This window comes from Alistipes sp. dk3624 (assembly GCF_009557455.1).
GTDB lineage: Bacteria > Bacteroidota > Bacteroidia > Bacteroidales > Rikenellaceae > Alistipes_A > Alistipes_A hominis.
This window is the reverse complement of the sequence record NZ_CP045651.1, coordinates 700,639-719,924: the sequence shown is the minus strand read 5'-3', so window position 1 is coordinate 719,924 and position 19,286 is coordinate 700,639. Positions and strand designations below refer to the sequence as shown.

The window sequence follows — 19,286 nt, the reverse complement described above, 5'->3', positions numbered from 1 at the left end:
CCGTTGTCCGAAAGTCCGGATACTCCGGCCGTTGTGTCGTCCGCAACTCAATAACGCCCATGTTAGCAGAACATATCGCCTCCCAAATTTACGAGAATTTCGCATTCGAGCCAACTCCCGCGCAGAAAAATGCGATCGATCGCCTCGGCGGGTTCCTCTGCGGCGATGCGCAGGATCGGATTTTTATCCTGAACGGATACGCCGGAACGGGAAAGACTTCGCTGATCGCCGCGTTGGTGAAAACTTTGTCCGGACTTCGGGTCAGGACGATCCTGCTGGCGCCTACGGGGCGGGCTGCCAAGGTGATGAGCCGTTACGCCGGAGCGAAAGCCTACACCATCCATAAGAAGATTTACCGGCAGAAATCGCTGGCTTCCGAGGACGCTTCCTTTTCGCTCGACTATAATAAAGAGAAGGGGGCCGTATTTATCGTCGACGAGGCGTCGATGCTGTCCAATTATTCGTCCGACGGTTCGATATTCGGCTCCGGGCAGTTGCTCGAAGACCTGATCGCCTACATCCGCAAGGGCTGCGACTGCCGGCTGATCGTCGTCGGCGACAGCGCGCAGTTGCCCCCGGTGGGTCACGACGGCAGTCCGGCGCTCGATCCGCAGAAAATGAGCGTGTACGGGACGGCCGAAGCCGCTCTGCTGGACGACGTGGTGCGGCAGGAGGCCGATTCCGGCATTCTGTTCAATGCAACGCTCGTGAGGTGTATGCTGGAAGCCGGGATTATCGATATTCCGCTTTTCGACACTTCGTTCGACGATGTGGAGGCCGTCGACGGCGGGGATATCCTTGAGGCGATCCAGGGCGCTTACGACAGGTACGGCATGGAAGAGACGATCGTCATCACGCGGTCGAATAAACGGGCCAACCGTTTTAACGAGGCGATCCGCCGGCACGTACTGTTCGCCGAGGAAGAGATCGGTTCGGGCGATATGCTGATGGTGGTCAAAAACAATTACCACTATACCGGACGCGAGGAGGAGTGCAGCGTCGATTTTATCGCCAACGGGGATACCGCGCTGCTGAGACGCATCCGCAAGTTCGAAGATTTTTACGGGTTCCGTTTCGCGCAGGCCCGGTTGTCGTTCCCGGATTACGACGATCTGGAACTGGAGTGTAAGATTTTGCTCGACACGCTCGGCAGCGATTCTCCGTCGCTGACGCGCGAGCAGGGCAGCCGGTTGTTTTTCGCGGTAGCGGAGGATTACGCCGACGTTCCGTCGAAGGCGAAGCGCTATAAACAGGTGCGCGAGAATCCTTACTTCAATGCGATGCAAGTGAAGTTCGCCTATGCGGTGACGTGTCACAAGGCGCAGGGCGGGCAGTGGCGCTGCGTTTTCGTCGATAAAATGCTGTTCGGCGACGAACAGATCAGTCGCGACCTGCTGCGGTGGCTCTATACGGCGATCACACGGGCGACCGAAAAATTGTACTTTATCAATTTCGACGAGCGATTTTTTGACGGAAAATAGCTAATTTTACCGTCCGATCGATCCAATAAAATATAGAAGAACCTTGGCAAAAGAGAAAACCAAAGAGACCAAATACGTCGAGACGCCGCTGATGAAACAGTACTACGGCGTGAAAGCGGTGCACGGCGACGCCATCCTGCTGTTCCGGGTGGGCGATTTTTATGAAACTTTCGGCGAGGATGCGATCCGGGCCAGCCGGATACTGGGCATTACGTTGACGCGCCGGGCCAACGGCTCGGCTTCGTTCGTCGAACTGGCCGGGTTTCCGTACCATGCCATCGACACCTACCTGCCGAAATTGGTGCGCGCCGGCGAACGGGTAGCGATTTGCGAGCAGCTCGAGGACCCGAAAACCACGAAGAAGATCGTCAAGCGCGGCGTGATCGAATTGGTTACGCCGGGCGTGTCGTATAGCGACAACGTGTTGAACTGCAAGGAAAATACTTTTCTCGCATCGGTTTTTTTCGGTAAGAAGCGCACCGGCGTGGCGTTTCTGGATATTTCGACCGGCGAATTTTATGCGGCCGAAGGCGACGACAAGTATGTCGACAAACTGTTGGCCAACCTGTCGCCGAAAGAGATCATTTACCAGAAAGGGTGCGAAGCCGAATTTACGGAAGCTTTCGGATCGCGGTACTATACCTACCGGCTCGACCCGTGGATGTTCGCCGAAGATGCCGGCAGGGAGAAGTTGCAAACCCAGTTCGGCACCGCTTCGCTGAAGGGATTCGGCATCGACCGGATGCCGGAAGCCATCGTGGCGGCAGGAGCCATTCTTTATTACCTCGAATTTACCGAGCACCGCGATACCAAACACATATCGTCCATCGCGCGGATCGACGAGGACCGCTTCGTGTGGATCGACAAGTTTTCGATTCGGAATCTCGAACTGTTTTCGGCCAACGGCGGCGAGGAGGGCCGTTCGCTGTTCGATGTGCTCGACCGGACTTCGTCGCCGATGGGCGCGCGGATGTTGCGTCGCTGGATATCGCTGCCGCTGAAGGATCTGCGGCAGATCAACCGCCGGCTGGACATCGTGTCGCTGTTTATCGGCGACGCCGCGCTGCGCGAAACGCTTGCCGGAGCCGTCGGCGTGGTCGGAGATCTGGAACGGATCATCTCGCGGATCGCCGTAGGGAGGGTGACCCCGCGCGAGGTGGTGCAGCTCAAAAATGCCCTTTTTGCCGTCGAAAAGATCAAAAATACGCTGGAACGCTCCGGGGCGGAGCCGTTGCGGGAGCTGGCCGACAAGCTCGACCTGTGCCTGCAGGTGCGCGACCGGATCGAGCGGGAGGTCTATCCCGATCCGTCGAACCAGATCCAGAAGGGGGGCGTCATCGCTTCGGGCGTCAACATCGAGCTGGACGACCTGCGTAACGTCGCGGCGCACGGTAAAGAGATTCTCGCCGGTATCCAGCAGCGCGAGAGCGAAGCGACCGGCATCCCGTCGCTGAAGATCAGCTTCAACAACGTGTTCGGTTACTACATCGAAGTGCGCAATACCCACAAGGACAAGGTGCCGCAATCGTGGATACGCAAGCAGACGCTGACCGGAGCCGAACGCTATATCACGTCGGAACTCAAGGAGTACGAGGAGAAGATTCTCGGAGCCGAGAGCCGTATCCTGGTGCTTGAGCAGGAGTTGTTTGCGGCGCTGCTGGCCGAACTGGCGCAGTATACCGCGCAGATCCAGGTAAACGCTTCGGCGATCGCGCGGATCGACTGCCTGCTGTCATTCGCGTCGCTGGCCGTCGAACGGAACTATTGCCGGCCCGATGTCAACGATTCGTCGGTTCTCGACATCCGCGAAGGGCGTCACCCGGTGATCGAGACGCTGATGAAAGTGGGCGAGGAGTACGTTCCGAACGACGTGCTGCTCGACGACTCGTCGCAGCAGATCATCATCATTACCGGCCCCAACATGTCCGGTAAGTCGGCGTTGCTGCGGCAGACGGCGCTGATCGTACTGATGGCGCAGATGGGATGCTACGTGCCGGCGAAAGAGGCCCGTATCGGGATCGTGGACAAGATCTTCACGCGGGTGGGCGCTTCGGACAACATTTCGCAGGGCGAATCGACGTTCATGGTCGAGATGCTCGAGTCGGCCAGCATCCTGAATAATATTTCGGAGCGCAGCCTGGTGCTGCTCGACGAGATCGGACGCGGGACGAGTACCTACGACGGGATCTCGATCGCCTGGGCGATGGTCGAGTACATTCACCAGCATCCGACGGCGCGGGCGAAGACGCTGTTCGCGACGCACTATCACGAACTGAACGAGATGGAAGAGTTGTACGAACGGGTGAAAAACTACAACGTGTCGGTCAAAGAGGTGAACCGCAAGGTGATCTTCCTGCGGAAACTGGTGCGCGGCGGTACGGAGCACTCGTTCGGTATCCATGTGGCGAAAATGGCCGGGATGCCGGGGCAGGTGACCGAGCGGGCAGCCCGGATACTGAACGATATGGAGTCGGCCCACCGGGGCAAGCTCAAGGACAATAAGAAGAAAGCTCCCACGGTCGCCCAGTATGGAAGCAACGGCATACAGCTCAGTATGTTCCAGTTGGACGATCCGGTGCTCAAGCAAATCCGGGACGAGATCCGGGGGCTGGATATCAATTCGCTGACGCCGCTCGAAGCGCTCAATAAACTGAGTGAGATTAAAAAAATTACGGGGATTTGATTTGTATGACATGATGTTGTTGGCAATTAGTTGATTGTCAGTGAAAAAATGACATTGTTCCGGACATTTTTTCATAGATGCGTGACAAGTTGACAACTTGTTTGGATTCCGGCGCCGGGCATTCGTTTTTTTTAATTTACAGAGTCACAGGACATAGCCGTTCGGGCAGCGTCCTGTGGCTTTTTGTTTGGTATGCGTGGCATATATTTTGAGTATTTTCTTTCCGGAACCGGGAAGAGAGAGCCCGGGTAAGGTTTAAAAGAATGTTTAATAATTTAAAATATTTGGGAGGACAAAACTATGATGCCTGTAAAAAAATCTCAGAATTGGTTACCGGGAATTTTCAACGATTTCTTCGGGAACGAATGGATCGAAAAAGCCAACAGCGCTTCGCCGGCCATCAACATCATCGAATCGGACACGGATTATAAAGTCGAACTGGCTGCGCCGGGAATGACCAAGGATGATTTTTCGGTGAAAATCGACGCCGATAACCAGTTGGTCGTTTCGATGGAGAAAAAAGAAGAACACAAGGACGAGGACAAGAAGGGCAGGTACCTGCGTCGCGAATTTTCGTACAGTCGTTTCCAGCAGGTGATGATCCTGCCGGAGAACGTCGAAAAAGATAAGATCGACGCGAAAGTGCAGAACGGCGTGCTGACCATCGACATTCCGAAAAAACAGGAAGCCGTCGAAGCGAAGAAGGTGAAGGAGATCGCCGTCAAATAACGGCCGGCGGTTTCCCTGTACCGAAAGCGGAGAAAATTTCCATGCGGAAGTTTTCTCCGCTTTCCGTTTTCGGCCGGAGAAGTCGCGGGGCAGGGACGGGAGTGCGGCCGGCCGCGCGATCTGTGCAGGAAGAAGCTGTGGGAGACGGGCGGTCCGCCCCGGAAAAAGATCGGACGGAGACGGAATAATGTATTGCATTTCCGTATTTTAATTATTAACTTCGCCAAAAGGCGGTGTGCGTTTGAATGGGGGCGGGAATTGCCGCGTAAGAATTGACGCTAAAACCTATAAACCTGAAATACGATGAACAATCAAGAACGCATTTCGCGAAGCGAATTTCTGAAACGCTCGTCGCTCGGATTGTGCGCCCTGTTTGTGGGACTCAATGAAAAAGTGTTTGCCGGAAGCGCGCCGGCGAAAGCCTTGTCCGAACCGGGCGAACATCTCTATAACTGGGGGCAGGCGTGGCATCCCGAATCGCCGAAACGTCTCAGCGATATCACGCACCACTTGGCGCAAATGGGGCTGTCCGGTCAGCACGGCCGCAACATGCCTACCGTCGACTGGGAATTTCCCGAAGGGCGCGATGAAAAATTGTCGAATAACCGCAAATACGGCTATGCGGCTCTGAGCGTGGCGCGGAATGCTCCGTTGCGTATTCTGCCGGGCGAACTGATCGTCGGGTCGGCCACGCTGCGCGAAGCGGCGCAACACCGCATTCCGGCGCTGAACATGGGCTCGGTCAGCCATACTACCGTCGGATTCGCCAAAGTGTTGCATCAGGGGTATAAGGGGCTACGGGCCGAGATCGACGAACGGCTGAGCCGGGGCGGGCTGGATTCGCACGGAACCGACCTGCTCGAATCCATGCTGATGACTCTCGATGCCGCTGCGCTGTGGCAGCAGCGCAACATCGCTCTGCTCAAGGAGATGAAAGGGAATGCGCCGGACAGCGAACGCCGGTTTTACCAGAATATCATCGATACGCTCGAAAACGTCCCCGAGAATCCGCCGCGTAACTTCCGCGAAGCGGTGCAGTCGCTATGGTCGCTGTACGCTTTTCACCGGTTGATGGGCAACTGGTCGGGGATCGGGCGTTTCGACCAGATGTTGTGGCCTTATCTGGAGGCCGACCTGCAGAAAGGGAAGATCACGCTGGACGAAGCCCGCGAACTGATCGCCCATTTTTGGATCAAAGGAACCGAGTGGATCGGCGAATTCAACGGTTCGGGGGATGCCCAGTTCTATCAGAACATTATCCTCGGCGGGATCGACAAGGACGGGAACGAAGTGACCAATCCGATTACCTACCTCGTCCTGGATGTCGTCGAAGAGTTGCATATCAGCGATTATCCGATCGCCGTGCGTATCGGCGATCATACGCCCGAGAAACTGTTCCGCCGGATTGCCGAGGTGCAACGTTTCGGCGGCGGGATCGTTTCGATGTACAACGAGAATACCGTGATCGACGGGTTGGTGCAGTTCGGCTATCCGCTCGAAGAAGCCCGCGAGTTTACCAACGACGGTTGCTGGGAAGCGATCATTCCGGGCAAGACGGCGTTCATCTATTCGCCTTGCGACATGATGCAGCCGTTGTTCCGCGCACTGAACCTCGATAAGGACGTTCCGCTCGAAGCGGACGATTTCGAAACGGTCTACGGCCGTTTTACGTCGGAACTCGGCCGGGAGATCGACAATCTGCAAAAAGCGCTGGACGGCAGTTGGAACGATCCGAACAACCCCAATCCGCTGGTGTCGATGTTCGTCGAAGGATGCATCGAGAAGGGACGCGGTTATTACGAGCGCGGCCCGAAATATACGGTCAACGGCATCCACTACGGCGGAGTCAGCGATACGGCCAACAGCCTGCTGGTGCTGAAAAAGCTGGTCTTCGAAGAAAATTACATCGGGCTGAACCATTTCGTCAATATCCTTCGTCACAACTGGGAGGGCAACGAGGGCCTGCGGCGACTGGTGCAGAACCGTTTTACGTTCTACGGCAACGACCACGCCGAGGCCGACGATATGATGAAACGGGTGTTTGACGACTATACCTCGATCGTCGGCCGGGTCAAGGAGCGCAACGGACTGAAACGTCCGTGCGGGATCAGTACGTTCGGCCGCGAGATCGACTGGCGGATGGCGCGACGGGCGACGCCCGAAGGCAGTCGCGTCGGGGATATCCTGGCGACGAACTGTTCGCCGACGCCCGGCAGCGACCGCAAGGGGCCGACGGCCGTGCTGAATTCGTACTGCAAACTCGATTTCACCCGCTGTCCGAACGGCGCTACGGTCGAACTGAAAGTCCTGCCCGATTCGGTCAAGGACGAGAACGGGATCGCCGCGCTGGTCGCGCTGGCCAAGACGTTCCGCGAGAAGGGCGGTTTCTACATGCACATCGACGTAGTCGATTCGGCGACGCTGATCGACGCGCAGATGCACCCGGAGAAGTACCCGAACCTACCGGTGCGCGTAGCCGGATGGTCGGCCCGTTTCACGACGCTCTGCAAAGAGTGGCAGGACATGGTTATCCAGCGGACGCAGCAGATCGTGTAACGGGCGATGTTTGTGAGCGGCGATTGAAAACGGTATGTTGTTGATTCGTATCGTTTTAGGTGTTGGGTCAAAAATATTCCGTCGAAGAGACTGAGTGTAAATCGCATAAAAGGCTTTTTTCTTGATAGAAAAAAGCCTTTTATGCGATTTTTGTTGACAAAATATTGTTCAAGAAATATTTCAATGCTATATTTGATAGTATAAATACGATATTTTACCTTATTCAATAATCTTAAATTTTACAAAAATGAAAAAGAATTTACTCTTTGCCGTTATGGCTGCCGGCGTTGTCGCTTTTTCTGCGACCGTTTATTTTGAGGGCAATTCCGCTTCTTCGGATCTGCTGCTTGCCAATGTCGAAGCGTTGAGTGGAGATGAAGGGGTGGATGATTGTGATATCTTTACATACGTGCGTGATGCCGTGGAAAATTATTCCGAGCCCACGAGAGTAACTACTTCCTTAAGTACAGGTGGAACAATTGTCGTTACTATTGGAGGAATAGATTTTCCCATCTCTGGAGGTGGAGAAGTCGGTGTTACTAAGACAGTGCGTTATGGGATATGTCCTTCTAAAGACAATAACTGCTGTGCTAAATCACATTTGAGTGTAATACAGGAATTATAATTCATAAATTAATGAAACAATTTCTTATCATCGTGAGCCTGTTTTTACTCGGATGTAATGATTCAGTAAAAACAGGCTTATTGGAGGTCAGCGTTATTGATGTAGCAGAATGTCCTGTTAAAAATCCTTTTCTGAAAGACAGCGTTCCGCATAAATGGCGTTTCGTAAAGCTTGAAACCAGCGATAGCTGCCTTATCGGGCAGATCAAAAAAGTTGCTATTTGTAAGGATCTTATCTTTATTCAGGATGATCAGCATGTTTTCGTCTTCGATTCCGCGGGAGTATTCCGAAATCGGATCGGGCAAAAAGGAAGAGGCCCCAAAGAACAGTTGAGTATCGACGCTTTTTATGTGGATAAAGAACGGGAATTCGTAGGTATTTACGATGCTTTGCTGCACAAAATTTTCCGTTATGCTTTCGACGGCGATTTGATCGAGAAGGTCGATTGCGATAAAGAGTTGGATTTTATTGCGGATTTATGCAAAGCCGACGATAAGCATGTAGTCGTTCAATTCAGGAATGCCAATGATTATCCCAATGAATATGCGGTTTTCAAAGAACGGAACTATGCGTTCCGTTCTTACGCATTGCCTTTTCGTGTCATGAGTGAAATAGCATCCGACGTGGCGAGACCCTCTTTCGGTAAAAACGACGCGACTCTTATGGTCACAGCCGTTTTGTCGGATACTCTGTACGCTTTTTCGCAGGGAAAACTGGTGCCTTCGCTGTTGGTTAAAACAGGCAAAAAAACGATTCCGCAGAAACTGATAGATAACGGAGGGCCTTACACCTGCTATCAGAAAGTGGTTGACAAAGCCCAACGGGAAGGTTATTCCAGCGGAATTGAACGGGTCTGGTTGACCGAGAAGTTCGGTTGTGTGGAATATCACATCTATCGAGGGACAGGGTCATTTTATATGAATAACCAATTGCACGAAATGATATTTCATGCCGTCAATTATCTGATTTGGGATCTGAAGACCCATCGGGCCATTCATTACTCCCCGGCGGGGACGTGGGGCATCAACTTGTTTTATCCCGGCCAAAAAAATTTTTGCACGGCTACCGAAAATGAGTTGGTGAGTTGCATCCCCGCTTACGAGATTGCGGGGATCGACCGGGCGAAGATGGACGGCGACCCGATTTATTCCGATTCCCGGATCCGCGAGATCGTTGATTCGACCGAAGAGAACGACAATCCGGTTATCGTTTATTATCCTTTGGACAGTATCTGATGAAAACGGTGAAAATCGCATGTTTTTTTGAAGAATGACCGAGTTGGTCGGAAACTCTAAATTAAAAGAGATTGTTATTGTGAAGTATGCCGTATTGGTTTTAATATTATTAGCAGTAGGATGTAGTCAACCGAACGATCGGGTTCTTTCCGGGGTGACGATCTTCCGTACGAAAGATTGTCCGGTAAAAAATCCGTTTTTGAAAGACAGTCTTCCCGATAGATGGAGATTTGTGAAATTAGAGACCTCGGACGATTGTCTGATCGGTCAAATCCAAAAGGTTGTCGTCCATAAAAACTTTATTGTCGTTCAGGATGACAAACGTATTTTGGTTTTCGATTCGACCGGCGCATTTAGAAATCGGATCGGGCAGATCGGCAGAGGTCCCCAAGAACAGTTGAGTATGGGGGCTTTCTATGTCGACGGTCAAGGCGAGTTTATAGGCGTATATGATATTTTGCGTAAAAAGATTTTCCGTTACGGCTTCGATGGAAAATTGCTCGAAAAGGTCGGTTATGCCGAGGAGATGGATTTTATCAAGGATATGTCTCTGGCCGACGATCAGAACCTGGTCGTACTATTCACGAATGCTCAGGATTATCCTAATGAATACGGGGTATTTAAGGCGGGTAATTACGCGTTTCGGGATTATGCGTTGCCTTATCGGGTGACAGGTGCGACGTCATGCGGAGTAGCGCAACCGTCGATGGCTAAAAACAACGGTATGTTCTTGATGACTTCCGTCCTGAACGATACATTATACACGTGGCACGACGGACGCGTAGACCCTTTGTATGTAATACAGACCGGTAAACAAGCGTTCCCTCAAAAGGCGATTGACGATGGCGGTCCCTATGATTATTATCCGGAAGTGGTCAGTAAGGCTCAAAAAAAAGGTTATTCCAGCGGAATCGAACGGGTCTGGTTGACCGAGAAGTTCGGTTGTGCGGAATATCACATCTATCGAGGAACAGGAACGTATTATTTGAATAACGAATTGAAAGAGATTACATTCCATGCCGTCAATTACCTGATTTGGGATCTGAAGACCCGCCGGGCCATTCATTACTCCCCGGCGGGGACGTGGGGGAGCAGTCTGTTTTATCCCGGGCGGAAAACTTTTTGCACGGCTACCGAGAATGCGTTGGTAAGTTGCATCCCCGCTTACGAGATTGCGGGGATCGACCGGGCGAAGATGGACGACGACCCGATTTATTCCGATCCCCGGATCCGCGAGATCGTTGATTCGACCGAAGAGAACGACAATCCGGTTATCGTTTATTATCCTTTGGACAGTATCTGATGAAAACGGTGAAAATCGCATGTTCTCTTTTGGGGCTTGCCGGGGTGTGTCTGGGCTGGCCGGGATGCGGGAACGGTGCGGCGTCCGCGTCTCCGGAGATCGAAACCGATACGTTGATCGACTTGGGGAAGTTCCCGATCAGCCGGGATACCGTGTTTAACGTGGTTTACAGAAACGCCGGTACGGAGCCTTTGCAGATCGACCGGATCGAAACGACCTGCGGCTGCCTGTCGGTAGTGAGTCTGCGTCCCCGTCCGCTGGCTCCCGGCGATACGGCTTCGGTGCGTTTGCGCGTACACCCGGTCGTTCCGGGGCACTTCGAGCAGGAGGCCGATTTGATTGCGGAGGGGTACGATCTGCCTGTCAGGATATCGGTAAAAGGATTCGGACAGAACAAATAAAAGCATCGTTTCTATATCGTATTTACGCTACGGCCGGTCGGTTCGGCGTCGGGAAGTGAAGCCGTGGAGATCTCGGATAAGGGGGAAATGACTTTTAATCTATTTGTGGAACGTTTGAAAACGCCTGCCGTGGAAAATGACGTGTAAAAGTTTTGCAGAATGACTTTTTTATGCTACATTTGCACTGCTTTTACGGCTACGGGGTGTAGCTCAGCCCGGTTAGAGTACACGTCTGGGGGGCGTGTGGTCGAAGGTTCGAATCCTTTCACCCCGACAAGTTAAAAATCAACAGGTTAGATTAGGTTTCTAACCTGTTTTTTTATTCTTATTTTTTTATTACTGACGTTTTACTGACGCTATTGCGTAAAACAAATACAAATGAAAACGAACAAAAAATCATCGTAGATACTTAATACATAATGGAAGGTTTATTTCGCTCCGAGAGGAGATGACTGGACGGATGCGGAATTTTCACCTGTTTTATGATAAACTACACTTTTCATAGAGACTGTTCGTCGTTTGTAAATCGGTACTGCACAGCAAGCTACTAAAGCCGGAAGCATTGGAGAAAAATATGATTAAGGTCTGAACTGAATAGAAGAGCTCCAGAATTTGCTGTTCTCGAAGTGTTTTATTGCCTTATTATCAGTTGTTTGATAGTGTGAATCCAAAAGCAAAACACGGAAAATAGAACCGTTGCTTTTTCGTTACCTCGTCCTATTATAAAAAATGTAACAGCCCTATTTATTAGGCTGTTACATCAATTTTAAGGCGTTCCGGAAAGGCGGCGGAATCTTTTTTCGAACTCCTGGCCAGAGCCGGCGTCAGCCGTGTTTTACAGCGGATATTCGTCGAATGCGTAGAGTAGGGTCGACAGGTAGCGTTCGCCGGTGTCCGGCAGCAGGACGACGATGTTTTTCCCTTTGTTTTCGGGCCGCAGAGCGAGTTGCGTCGCCGCCGCCGCCGCCGCTCCGGCCGATATGCCGACGAGCAGTCCTTCTTCGGCGGCCAGCTCGCGGCTGGTGCGGATCGCATCGTCGTTGCTTACGGGGATTATTTCATCCACTACGCCAGCATCGTAAATTTTGGGGACGAATCCGGCCCCGATGCCCTGTATTTTGTGCGGGCCGGGCTTTCCGCCGGAGAGTACCGGTGAGTCCTGCGGTTCGACCGCCACGATCCGGACGGCCGGATTGTGCTTCTTCAACGCTTTCCCGACACCGCTGACGGTTCCGCCCGTTCCGACTCCGGCGACGAACAGGTCTACCTTTCCGTCCGTGTCGCGCCAGATCTCTTTGCCGGTCGTGGCGACGTGGACAGCCGGATTGGCCGGGTTTTCGAATTGTTGCAGGATGATCGCCCCCGGATGCTCCGCTTTCAGCGCTTCGGCTTTTGCGATGGCTCCTTTCATGCCTTCGGCCCCTGGCGTCAGGACGATCTCCGCGCCAAGGGCTTTCAGCAGGTTTCTGCGTTCGACGCTCATCGTGTCGGGCATCGTCAGGATCAATCGGTATTTGCGAACGGCGGAGACGAGCGCCAGGCCGACTCCGGTGTTGCCGCTGGTCGGCTCGATGATGACGCTGCCCGGTTTGAGCAGGCCTTTTTTCTCTGCGTCGTCGATCATGGCCAACGCTATGCGGTCTTTCACGCTGCCGGCCGGATTGAAATATTCGAGTTTTGCAATGATCCGGGCGGGAAGGTCGTGTTTGCTGCCGTATTGGTTCAGTTCGAGCAGCGGAGTGTTGCCGATCAGATCGGTCAGTCGTTTGGCAATTTTTTCCATCGTATTGTTTTTTATGTCGTTTATTCGTTGGGCGGCCGGGCCGCCGAAACATTACAGTCGCAAAACTGCTATTTTCATACCATAAATCGGTTCCGCCGGAAAAATCGGCCGGGGTTCGTATTTTTGACCGGTCAGAGATCCGCGATCGTTTCCGGGTCTCCGCCTTCGGGCGGCCGGGGCGGAATCGTAAACCAGAAAGTCGTCCCTTTTCCCTCCTCGGATTCGACGCCGATTTCGCCTCCCAGTTTGTCGATGATCGTTTTACAGATAGAAAGCCCCAATCCCGTTCCCTGAATGAAAGCGTCGAACTTGGCGAACCGTTCGAATACGTGAGGAAGATTTTCCGGGGCGATGCCCTTGCCCGTATCCGTGACGAAACAACGGATGAGACCGTCGGAGCATTCGTATCCCATCGTGATCGATCCTTCCGTCGTGAACTTACAGGCGTTGCTCAGGAAGTTCGACACGACCTGCGTGAGCCGGTTCCTTTCCGAATGGGTGACGAACGTTCGTTCGGGCAGGTTGCAGATCAATTGCACCGTTCCTTTGAGTCGGAAAAGGTAAATTTGCTCCAGGTTCCGGAACAGTTCGTTCATGTCGATGTCCGAGTAGACGAACTCGAGCTGTCCGGCTTCGATTTTCGACAGGTCGAGGATATCGTTGATCAATTGCAGCAACAGTTCGTTGTTCGTTTCGATAATTTTGCAGAATTCGGCGATCTCTTCGGGATTCCGCGTTTGGGCGATCAGGTTCGAAAAACCGACGATCGCGTTCAGCGGAGTGCGTATCTCGTGACTCATGTTGGCGAGGAACGCCGTTTTGAGACGGTTCGCTTCCTCGGCCCTGTCGCGCAGAACGATCAACTCGTGCGTCATGTTTTTCAGGTCGGTGATATCGCGCCGCAGCCCGGTTATCTTGGTGATCCGTCCGTTCGGGTCGCGTTCGAAAGCTACGCCGTGAATATCCGCCCAACGATATCCGCCTTCCTGTTGGATATTGATTCTGATTTGGTGGTGAATCGTTTCGTCTCCCCGCTCGATCATACCTTGCAGGGCTTCTTTGAAGCGGTTCGCATCTTCCGGGTGGATCAGTTTCAGATAAGTTCCGATCGGCAGGCCGTCGCGCAAGAATGCATTTTGGTTCGGCGAAGAGATGATGCCGGTCTGGACGTCGTAATCCCACTGGACGATGCCGCTCGATTTGATTGCCAGATCCGATTTGAAGTTGTAGGCTTTCAACTTTTTTTCCGCTTCGAACGATTCGGTGATGTACTTCCGGGTTCCGACGATTTTCCGGGCCCGTCCGTTCGAATCGCGTTTGAAGGCTTTGGCGGCGATCTGAGACCACTCTTGCTTTCCGGAGGCCTGCTTGAACAGGAAAACGGCGTCGATCGCCTGCGTCGTGCCGTCGATCAGGTGCCCGATCGCTTCGAGGAAAGAGGCCCTGCGGTCGTCGGGCATCAGCACCTGCACGGCTTCCTGCAACGAATACCGGTGTCCGTACAGTACCGATTTATCGCTCGGAGAGGTAAATTCGTCGTTCTCGACGTCGTAAGACCACGGCGTAATGCCCGCGGCGTCGAATGCCAGCTCCAATTGGAGCCGGGACTCCTCTTTTTTCTGTTGCTGCTCGATTTCGTCGCTGATGTTCCGTTCGGTTCCGACGATCCGCACGACGCGTCCCGTACGGGGTGATTTCTGGGCGATGGCGTACGTTTCGTACCATCCGTACTGTCCGTTGCGCATGAAACGGAATACGCCCCGGCGCTTCGGCTCCCTGCCCGAAAGCAGGGCTTCCATGAATTGGTCGAGGTCGGCGCGGCTTTCCGGATGCGCCATGTGTTGAATGACGTCCGGATTGGGCGAACCGTCGGAAAGCGTGTTGCTGTACAGCGACATGAATTTCGCCTCCTCCACATCGTAAATCCATGCGGACAGCGATCCCGCATCAAGGGCGATCGAGAGTTCGTTGCGGATGTTGTCCAGTTCGGTCTCCTTTTTATGCAGGTCGGTCATATCCGCGATGGTCGTGATGATATACCGCGAACCGTCGTCGCGGATCAGCCTCGATTTGGTTGCGACGCCGAACCGGTAGGATTTCGTCTCTTTATCGTACATAACCCGATCGAACACCAGCGGCGTTTCGCTTTCCAGCGCTTTTTCGTCCTCTTCGCGGTATTGCCGGGCTACCGGGCTGTCTAGTTCGTAATCGTTCTTACCCAGCTTGACCTCCTTCTCCTCTTTGTAGAAGTCGTTCGCTTTTTTGTTGTAGAACAGGTAGCGGAATTGGTCGTTGGCGTCCTTTACGGATACGCCGACCGGAAGGCTGTGGATAATCGACTGCAGGAAATCTTTCAGCATGACCGCTTTTTTCTCGGCCGCGACCCGTGTCGTCGTATCGTGGACGAAAAGCAGCACCTTGCGGTCTTCGAACGGTACGGAACGGGCCTCGAAGTACAGCGTTTTGTTCCGGGTCGTGGTGACTTCGTAACTGAAATCGCGGGCCTGTTTCGTTTTTTCCGTCGAAGTTACATGGGAAATCAATGTGTCCGCCGCTTCGGAAAATGTCGGAAAGTTTTCTTGCAGACGGTATAGGTTGTTGCCTTTCAGTTCGTCGACCGTCTTGCCGAGCATGATGACCCGGTCGGGATTGAGGATATCGACGATGTTCATCTCCCGGTCGAAGATGACGACCATGTTGGGCATCGATCCCAGCAGGTGCTGCATCTTCTGCGAGTTTTTTTTGTATTGTTGCTCGCGTTTTCTGCGGTAGACCAGCGCGAAGATCGCGCTGGCGGTCAGTAGCAGCAATAGACAGCAGACGAGAGCGACTTCGACCGGATATCTCTCCAACAGCGTGGGGTCGGTGTTGTGCAGTACCGTGTCGGCGGGGAGCCGCGACGGATCGATCCCCATTTTGAGGAGCGTTTTGTAATTGACGTGATGCCGGGGCGACGACGGGGTGGGGCCGAATGCCGGGCTGTTTTCGATCCCTTCGGTCAGTACGCTGTAGGTCAGTCCGGCGATGTCCCGGCCGAGTTCTTTGCCGGAAACGAAGTAGCCCCCGATGTAGTTGGCCTCCGTCAGATCCTGCTCCTGCAGTTGGTACATGTTTTTTGTCGAATGTCGGGTCAGTTCGTTGTGAAGCATCGAATAGGCGTGCGGGTAACGGTTCCGGTCGGTGTACCATCCTCCGGTCAGCAACGCGTAGCTGCTGTCCATCGCGAAGATACTTTTCAGCAGTTCCTGGGTCGACAGCCGGCTGCCGACCAGGTAATCCAGTTCGAGCGGCGGGTGGGAGGCGACCAGTTGCGACAGGTACGGTTCGAAAAAATCGTGCGCGTAACGGTCGTCATAGCAAAATGCGATGCGGGTGACCTCGGGTTGCAACCGTTTGATAAAATCGATGTTCTCGTTGAAATAATCGGCGTAATAATAACCCGTCACCCGGAAACCGTCGAACGTCGAATCGATGGGGGAGATCTGCCGTATATCGGTTATTTTCTTTTTCTCCCGGGCTACGTAATCGATGTACCCTCTTTTTACCAATCCCAGGACGACCGGAACGTCGCGCCAGGTATCGGGGACGCATTCCCGATAGGTCGTCCATGCTTCCCCGCCGAGGATCACGACCGCTTCGGGCGTTTCGTCGTGCGCCCTGAACATCGAGTTCATCCATGATTTCCACTCCGCCAGTTCGGGCGAATTTTCACAATCCATGTATTCGACGAACAGGTTCCTGTCGGTTTCTTCCCGGAGCGCGCCGACCAGGGACGCGATGACGTGGTTGCCGTTTTCTTTCAGCGGGGAATAGGAGCTGATGACCAGGATACCGTCTTTCGAGCGAGCGGAGCCGTGTATGCAATCGCCTGTCAACAACGCAATACACAGCAGCAGATATATTCTTATACGCATTATCGTCCGAGTTAAAATAGCAATGAACGGTATCTTCCTGTCTGTCGGCGATATCAGTCGGATAGAAAGTATCGTTTAATATAGCAAAGTAATGATTTTTTTTGCATTTTAAAAAATGCGGAAAGGGGGCGTCCGTGTCTTTTTCGATAATTTTCCGCAAATAGGAACGGTTTGTTTATTACCGGAATAAAAAACCGGAACAGTAATCTATACTGTTCCGGTTTTCGAATATGCGAAGTCCGACGGAATTTTCGCCGGTTGCGGACGATTTTACAGTTCCTTAACGCGGATGTTGCGGAACCATACGTTGTTGCCGTGATCCTGCAGACCGATGTATCCTTCGTGGTTTTCACCGCCGCAGTTCAGCAGCAGTTCGTAGGCTTCCGGCCATTTGTCCTTGCTGAATTTGCTGTTGTCGAGCATCTCTTTCCATTTCGGGGTCCACAAGTGGTATTCCACGACCTGCGTGCCGTTCTGGAAGTGAGCCACGGTTCCGTCATATACGAGGATTTTGGCCGTATTCCATTCGCCGAACGGTTTCGAGTTCTGCGGTTTCGCAGGGATCATGTCGTACAGCGAAGCGGACTGGCGGTTGCCGTCGACGCCTAATTTGGCGTCGGGATGGTTCTCGTTGTCCAACACCTGGTATTCCGGAGCGGAGATGTAAATCGGTTGGTTCGGAATCTCCTGAGCCAGGTAGAAAACGCCGCTGTTTGCTCCCTTATCGACTTTCCAGTCGAATGCCAGTTCGAAGTTCTTGAACTTCTTGTTGGCGAAAATGATATCGCCTCCGTCCTTGGCACCGGCTTCGCCCATGCCCGACTCGTTGATCTTGATGCAGCCGTCTTCGATGGTCCATGCCGAGGGCACGTCGGTACGGTTGTAGCCGCGCCATCCGTCGAACGTTTTGCCGTCGAAGATGGCAACGAAGCCTTCTTCTACATCGGCAGTCTGGGCTGTGGCCGTGCTGTCGGCCGCGGCTTTCTTATTCGGATTCGATACGCAGGAAGCTGCCATTGCGGCAACGGCCATGCAACTGATAGCACACATTAATCGTTTCATTTTCTTGTCTTCGTGTATTAATTAATAATTCGTTGATTACTTGGGCATGGCCGGCAGTTCCCAGCCGTCGCGGTAATTGTGCTTGATCATCTGTTCTGCAAACTCTTTCGCGTTGAACGGATCGGTGTAGCGTTTGTTGAAGGTCGGGTGCCCGTTGTGGATCGTGAACCCGTCTTCGATCATGATCTGCATCGTTTCGTTCGCGCCGATGTTCTTGAACTTCATCTTTTCGCCGTCCCATTCCAGTTCGCGGTTCAGACCCTGCAGACGTACTGCCAGCACGCCCATTACGACCATTTCGTTGAACGGACCCGCTTCGCTGAAGTCGGACGAGGTCTGTACGCGCGATTGAGGATTCTCTTTGCAGGCGCGGATCCAGTCCTGTTCGTGGCTGGCGGTGATTTCGCGGTTCATCTTCGGAACTTCCGGTTTGCGGCCGGATACCAGCCACGGGTTCACGCCGTAGCAACCGCAGATCAGCGTATCTTTCGTTCCGTAGAAGATAGCGCCGCCGCCGCTGTCGTTCAGCGATTTGCCTGCCGGTACGCCTGCCGGACGCGGCGGGGTCAGACCGCCGTCGTACCAGGTTACTTCCACTTCGGGCATGTTGACTTTCTCTTTTTTCGCACGGGCCGGGAAAACGTATTTCACCATCTGGGCGTTCGGGGCGCAATCGGTCAGCAGGGCCGTCGAACTGCCCTGTACGCGGTCGGGATAACCCAACTGCAGACCTTTGAATACCGGGTGCAGGATGTGGCAGGCCATGTCGCCGAGGGCTCCGGTGCCGAAATCCCACCAACCGCGCCAGTTCCACGGGGTATAGATTTTGTTGTACGGACGCATCTGAGCCGGTCCGATGAACAGATCCCAGTTCAGCGTTTCGGGAATTTGATCCACTTCGCTCGGGCGCATCAGCCCCTGCGGCCAGATCGGACGGTCGGTGAAGGTGTCCACGCGGGTCACTTCGCCGATCTCGCCGTTCCAGATCCAGTCGCAGACCTGGCGTACGCCGGCTCCCGACGCGCCCTGATTACCCATCTGCGTAGCTACTTTGTATTTCTTGGCCAGTTTGGTCAGCAGACGCGATTCGTAAACCGAATGGGTCAGCGGTTTCTGTACGTAAACGTGCTTGCCGAGGGTCATGGCTTCGGCGGCGACGATACAGTGGGTGTGGTCGGCGGTAGCCACCAGCACGGCGTCGATGCTCTTGCCCATGTCGTCGAGCATCTTACGGTAATCCCAGTACCGTTTGGCTTTCGAATAGCGGTCGAAAGTTCCTTTCGCATATTGCCAGTCCACGTCGCACAGGGCCACGATGTTCTCCGTTTCCATGTTCGACAGGTTGGCTGCGCCCATGCCGCCGATACCGACGGCCGCGATGTTCAGTTTGTCGCTCGGGGCGGTTTGTCCGGCCGCTTTACCGAAAACGGAACTCGGAACGATGGTCAGTCCGGCCAGGCCGACTGCGCTCGTGCGCAAAAAGTCTCTCCGGGATATTTTTTCTGCCATAAGAT

General features: G+C 53.5%; 12 protein-coding genes and 1 tRNA gene. 9 read left to right on the top strand and 4 right to left on the bottom strand.

Annotated elements, in window-relative coordinates; all coding sequences use genetic code 11:
• Positions 1-59: 59 nt before the first annotated feature.
• From GFH31_RS03045 to GFH31_RS03005, 9 genes are all read left to right on the top strand, one after another.
• Positions 60-1,481 (top strand): ATP-dependent RecD-like DNA helicase, encoded by a 1,422-nt coding sequence (locus GFH31_RS03045; RefSeq protein WP_118457553.1) that lies wholly within the window; start codon positions 60-62, stop codon positions 1,479-1,481.
• 91 nt (positions 1,482-1,572) lie between these two features.
• A complete protein-coding gene (gene mutS / locus GFH31_RS03040) occupies positions 1,573-4,164 on the top strand; it encodes a DNA mismatch repair protein MutS (protein ID WP_172970802.1) in 2,592 nt (863 codons plus the stop codon).
• Positions 4,165-4,464: 300 nt separating this feature from the next.
• Positions 4,465-4,893, top strand: a complete 429-nt coding sequence (locus tag GFH31_RS03035) for an Hsp20/alpha crystallin family protein (RefSeq protein WP_055203750.1) — start codon at positions 4,465-4,467, stop codon at positions 4,891-4,893.
• 303 nt (positions 4,894-5,196) lie between these two features.
• Positions 5,197-7,449: a pyruvate formate lyase family protein gene (locus tag GFH31_RS03030; RefSeq protein ID WP_153498247.1), complete on the top strand. Its 2,253-nt coding sequence runs from the start codon at positions 5,197-5,199 to the stop codon at positions 7,447-7,449.
• Positions 7,450-7,696: 247 nt separating this feature from the next.
• Positions 7,697-8,074, top strand: coding sequence for a hypothetical protein (locus GFH31_RS03025; RefSeq protein ID WP_153498248.1), 378 nt, complete (start codon positions 7,697-7,699; stop codon positions 8,072-8,074).
• An 11-nt stretch (positions 8,075-8,085) separates the two neighbouring features.
• Positions 8,086-9,309: a 6-bladed beta-propeller gene (locus tag GFH31_RS03020; RefSeq protein WP_118656171.1), complete on the top strand. Its 1,224-nt coding sequence runs from the start codon at positions 8,086-8,088 to the stop codon at positions 9,307-9,309.
• 34 nt (positions 9,310-9,343) lie between these two features.
• Positions 9,344-10,612 carry a 6-bladed beta-propeller gene (locus GFH31_RS03015; protein WP_153498249.1) on the top strand — a complete coding sequence of 423 codons (1,269 nt, stop codon included), beginning with the start codon at positions 9,344-9,346 and terminating at the stop codon, positions 10,610-10,612.
• The gene (locus tag GFH31_RS03010) at positions 10,612-11,013 is read left to right on the top strand and encodes a DUF1573 domain-containing protein (protein ID WP_101572854.1); all 402 of its coding nucleotides are present in this window, start codon (positions 10,612-10,614) and stop codon (positions 11,011-11,013) included. Before GFH31_RS03015 ends, GFH31_RS03010 begins: the two co-directional genes overlap by 1 nt.
• Positions 11,014-11,212: 199 nt before the next feature.
• Positions 11,213-11,287 (top strand) — tRNA-Pro (locus GFH31_RS03005).
• Positions 11,288-11,848: 561 nt separating this feature from the next.
• Here GFH31_RS03005 and cysK read toward each other — a convergent pair.
• The 4 genes from cysK to GFH31_RS02985 form a co-directional block, all read right to left on the bottom strand.
• Positions 11,849-12,796, bottom strand: coding sequence for a cysteine synthase A (gene cysK, locus GFH31_RS03000; RefSeq protein WP_153498250.1), 948 nt, complete (start codon positions 12,794-12,796; stop codon positions 11,849-11,851).
• A 131-nt stretch (positions 12,797-12,927) separates the two neighbouring features.
• On the bottom strand, positions 12,928-16,710 hold the full coding sequence (locus tag GFH31_RS02995) for an ATP-binding protein (RefSeq protein WP_153498251.1): 3,783 nt from the start codon (positions 16,708-16,710) through the stop codon (positions 12,928-12,930).
• Between the two features lie 270 nt (positions 16,711-16,980).
• Complete coding sequence (locus GFH31_RS02990) at positions 16,981-17,772, bottom strand: DUF1080 domain-containing protein (RefSeq protein WP_101572827.1); 792 nt, start codon at positions 17,770-17,772, stop codon at positions 16,981-16,983.
• Between the two features lie 36 nt (positions 17,773-17,808).
• On the bottom strand, positions 17,809-19,281 hold the full coding sequence (locus GFH31_RS02985) for a Gfo/Idh/MocA family protein (RefSeq protein ID WP_101572825.1): 1,473 nt from the start codon (positions 19,279-19,281) through the stop codon (positions 17,809-17,811).
• Positions 19,282-19,286: the final 5 nt, after the last annotated feature.

What these genes read in the sequence shown, in the direction of transcription:
- GFH31_RS03045 (WP_118457553.1), top strand. Translation starts at nt 60, where the DNA reads ATGTTAGCAGAACATATCGCCTCCCAAATTTACGAGAATTTCGCATTC.
- mutS (WP_172970802.1), top strand. Translation starts at nt 1,573, where the DNA reads ATGAAACAGTACTACGGCGTGAAAGCGGTGCACGGCGACGCCATCCTG.
- GFH31_RS03035 (WP_055203750.1), top strand. Translation starts at nt 4,465, where the DNA reads ATGATGCCTGTAAAAAAATCTCAGAATTGGTTACCGGGAATTTTCAAC.
- GFH31_RS03030 (WP_153498247.1), top strand. Translation starts at nt 5,197, where the DNA reads ATGAACAATCAAGAACGCATTTCGCGAAGCGAATTTCTGAAACGCTCG.
- GFH31_RS03025 (WP_153498248.1), top strand. Translation starts at nt 7,697, where the DNA reads ATGAAAAAGAATTTACTCTTTGCCGTTATGGCTGCCGGCGTTGTCGCT.
- GFH31_RS03020 (WP_118656171.1), top strand. Translation starts at nt 8,086, where the DNA reads ATGAAACAATTTCTTATCATCGTGAGCCTGTTTTTACTCGGATGTAAT.
- GFH31_RS03015 (WP_153498249.1), top strand. Translation starts at nt 9,344, where the DNA reads ATGACCGAGTTGGTCGGAAACTCTAAATTAAAAGAGATTGTTATTGTG.
- GFH31_RS03010 (WP_101572854.1), top strand. Translation starts at nt 10,612, where the DNA reads ATGAAAACGGTGAAAATCGCATGTTCTCTTTTGGGGCTTGCCGGGGTG.
- cysK (WP_153498250.1), bottom strand. Translation starts at nt 12,796, where the DNA reads ATGGAAAAAATTGCCAAACGACTGACCGATCTGATCGGCAACACTCCG.
- GFH31_RS02995 (WP_153498251.1), bottom strand. Translation starts at nt 16,710, where the DNA reads ATGCGTATAAGAATATATCTGCTGCTGTGTATTGCGTTGTTGACAGGC.
- GFH31_RS02990 (WP_101572827.1), bottom strand. Translation starts at nt 17,772, where the DNA reads ATGAAACGATTAATGTGTGCTATCAGTTGCATGGCCGTTGCCGCAATG.
- GFH31_RS02985 (WP_101572825.1), bottom strand. Translation starts at nt 19,281, where the DNA reads ATGGCAGAAAAAATATCCCGGAGAGACTTTTTGCGCACGAGCGCAGTC.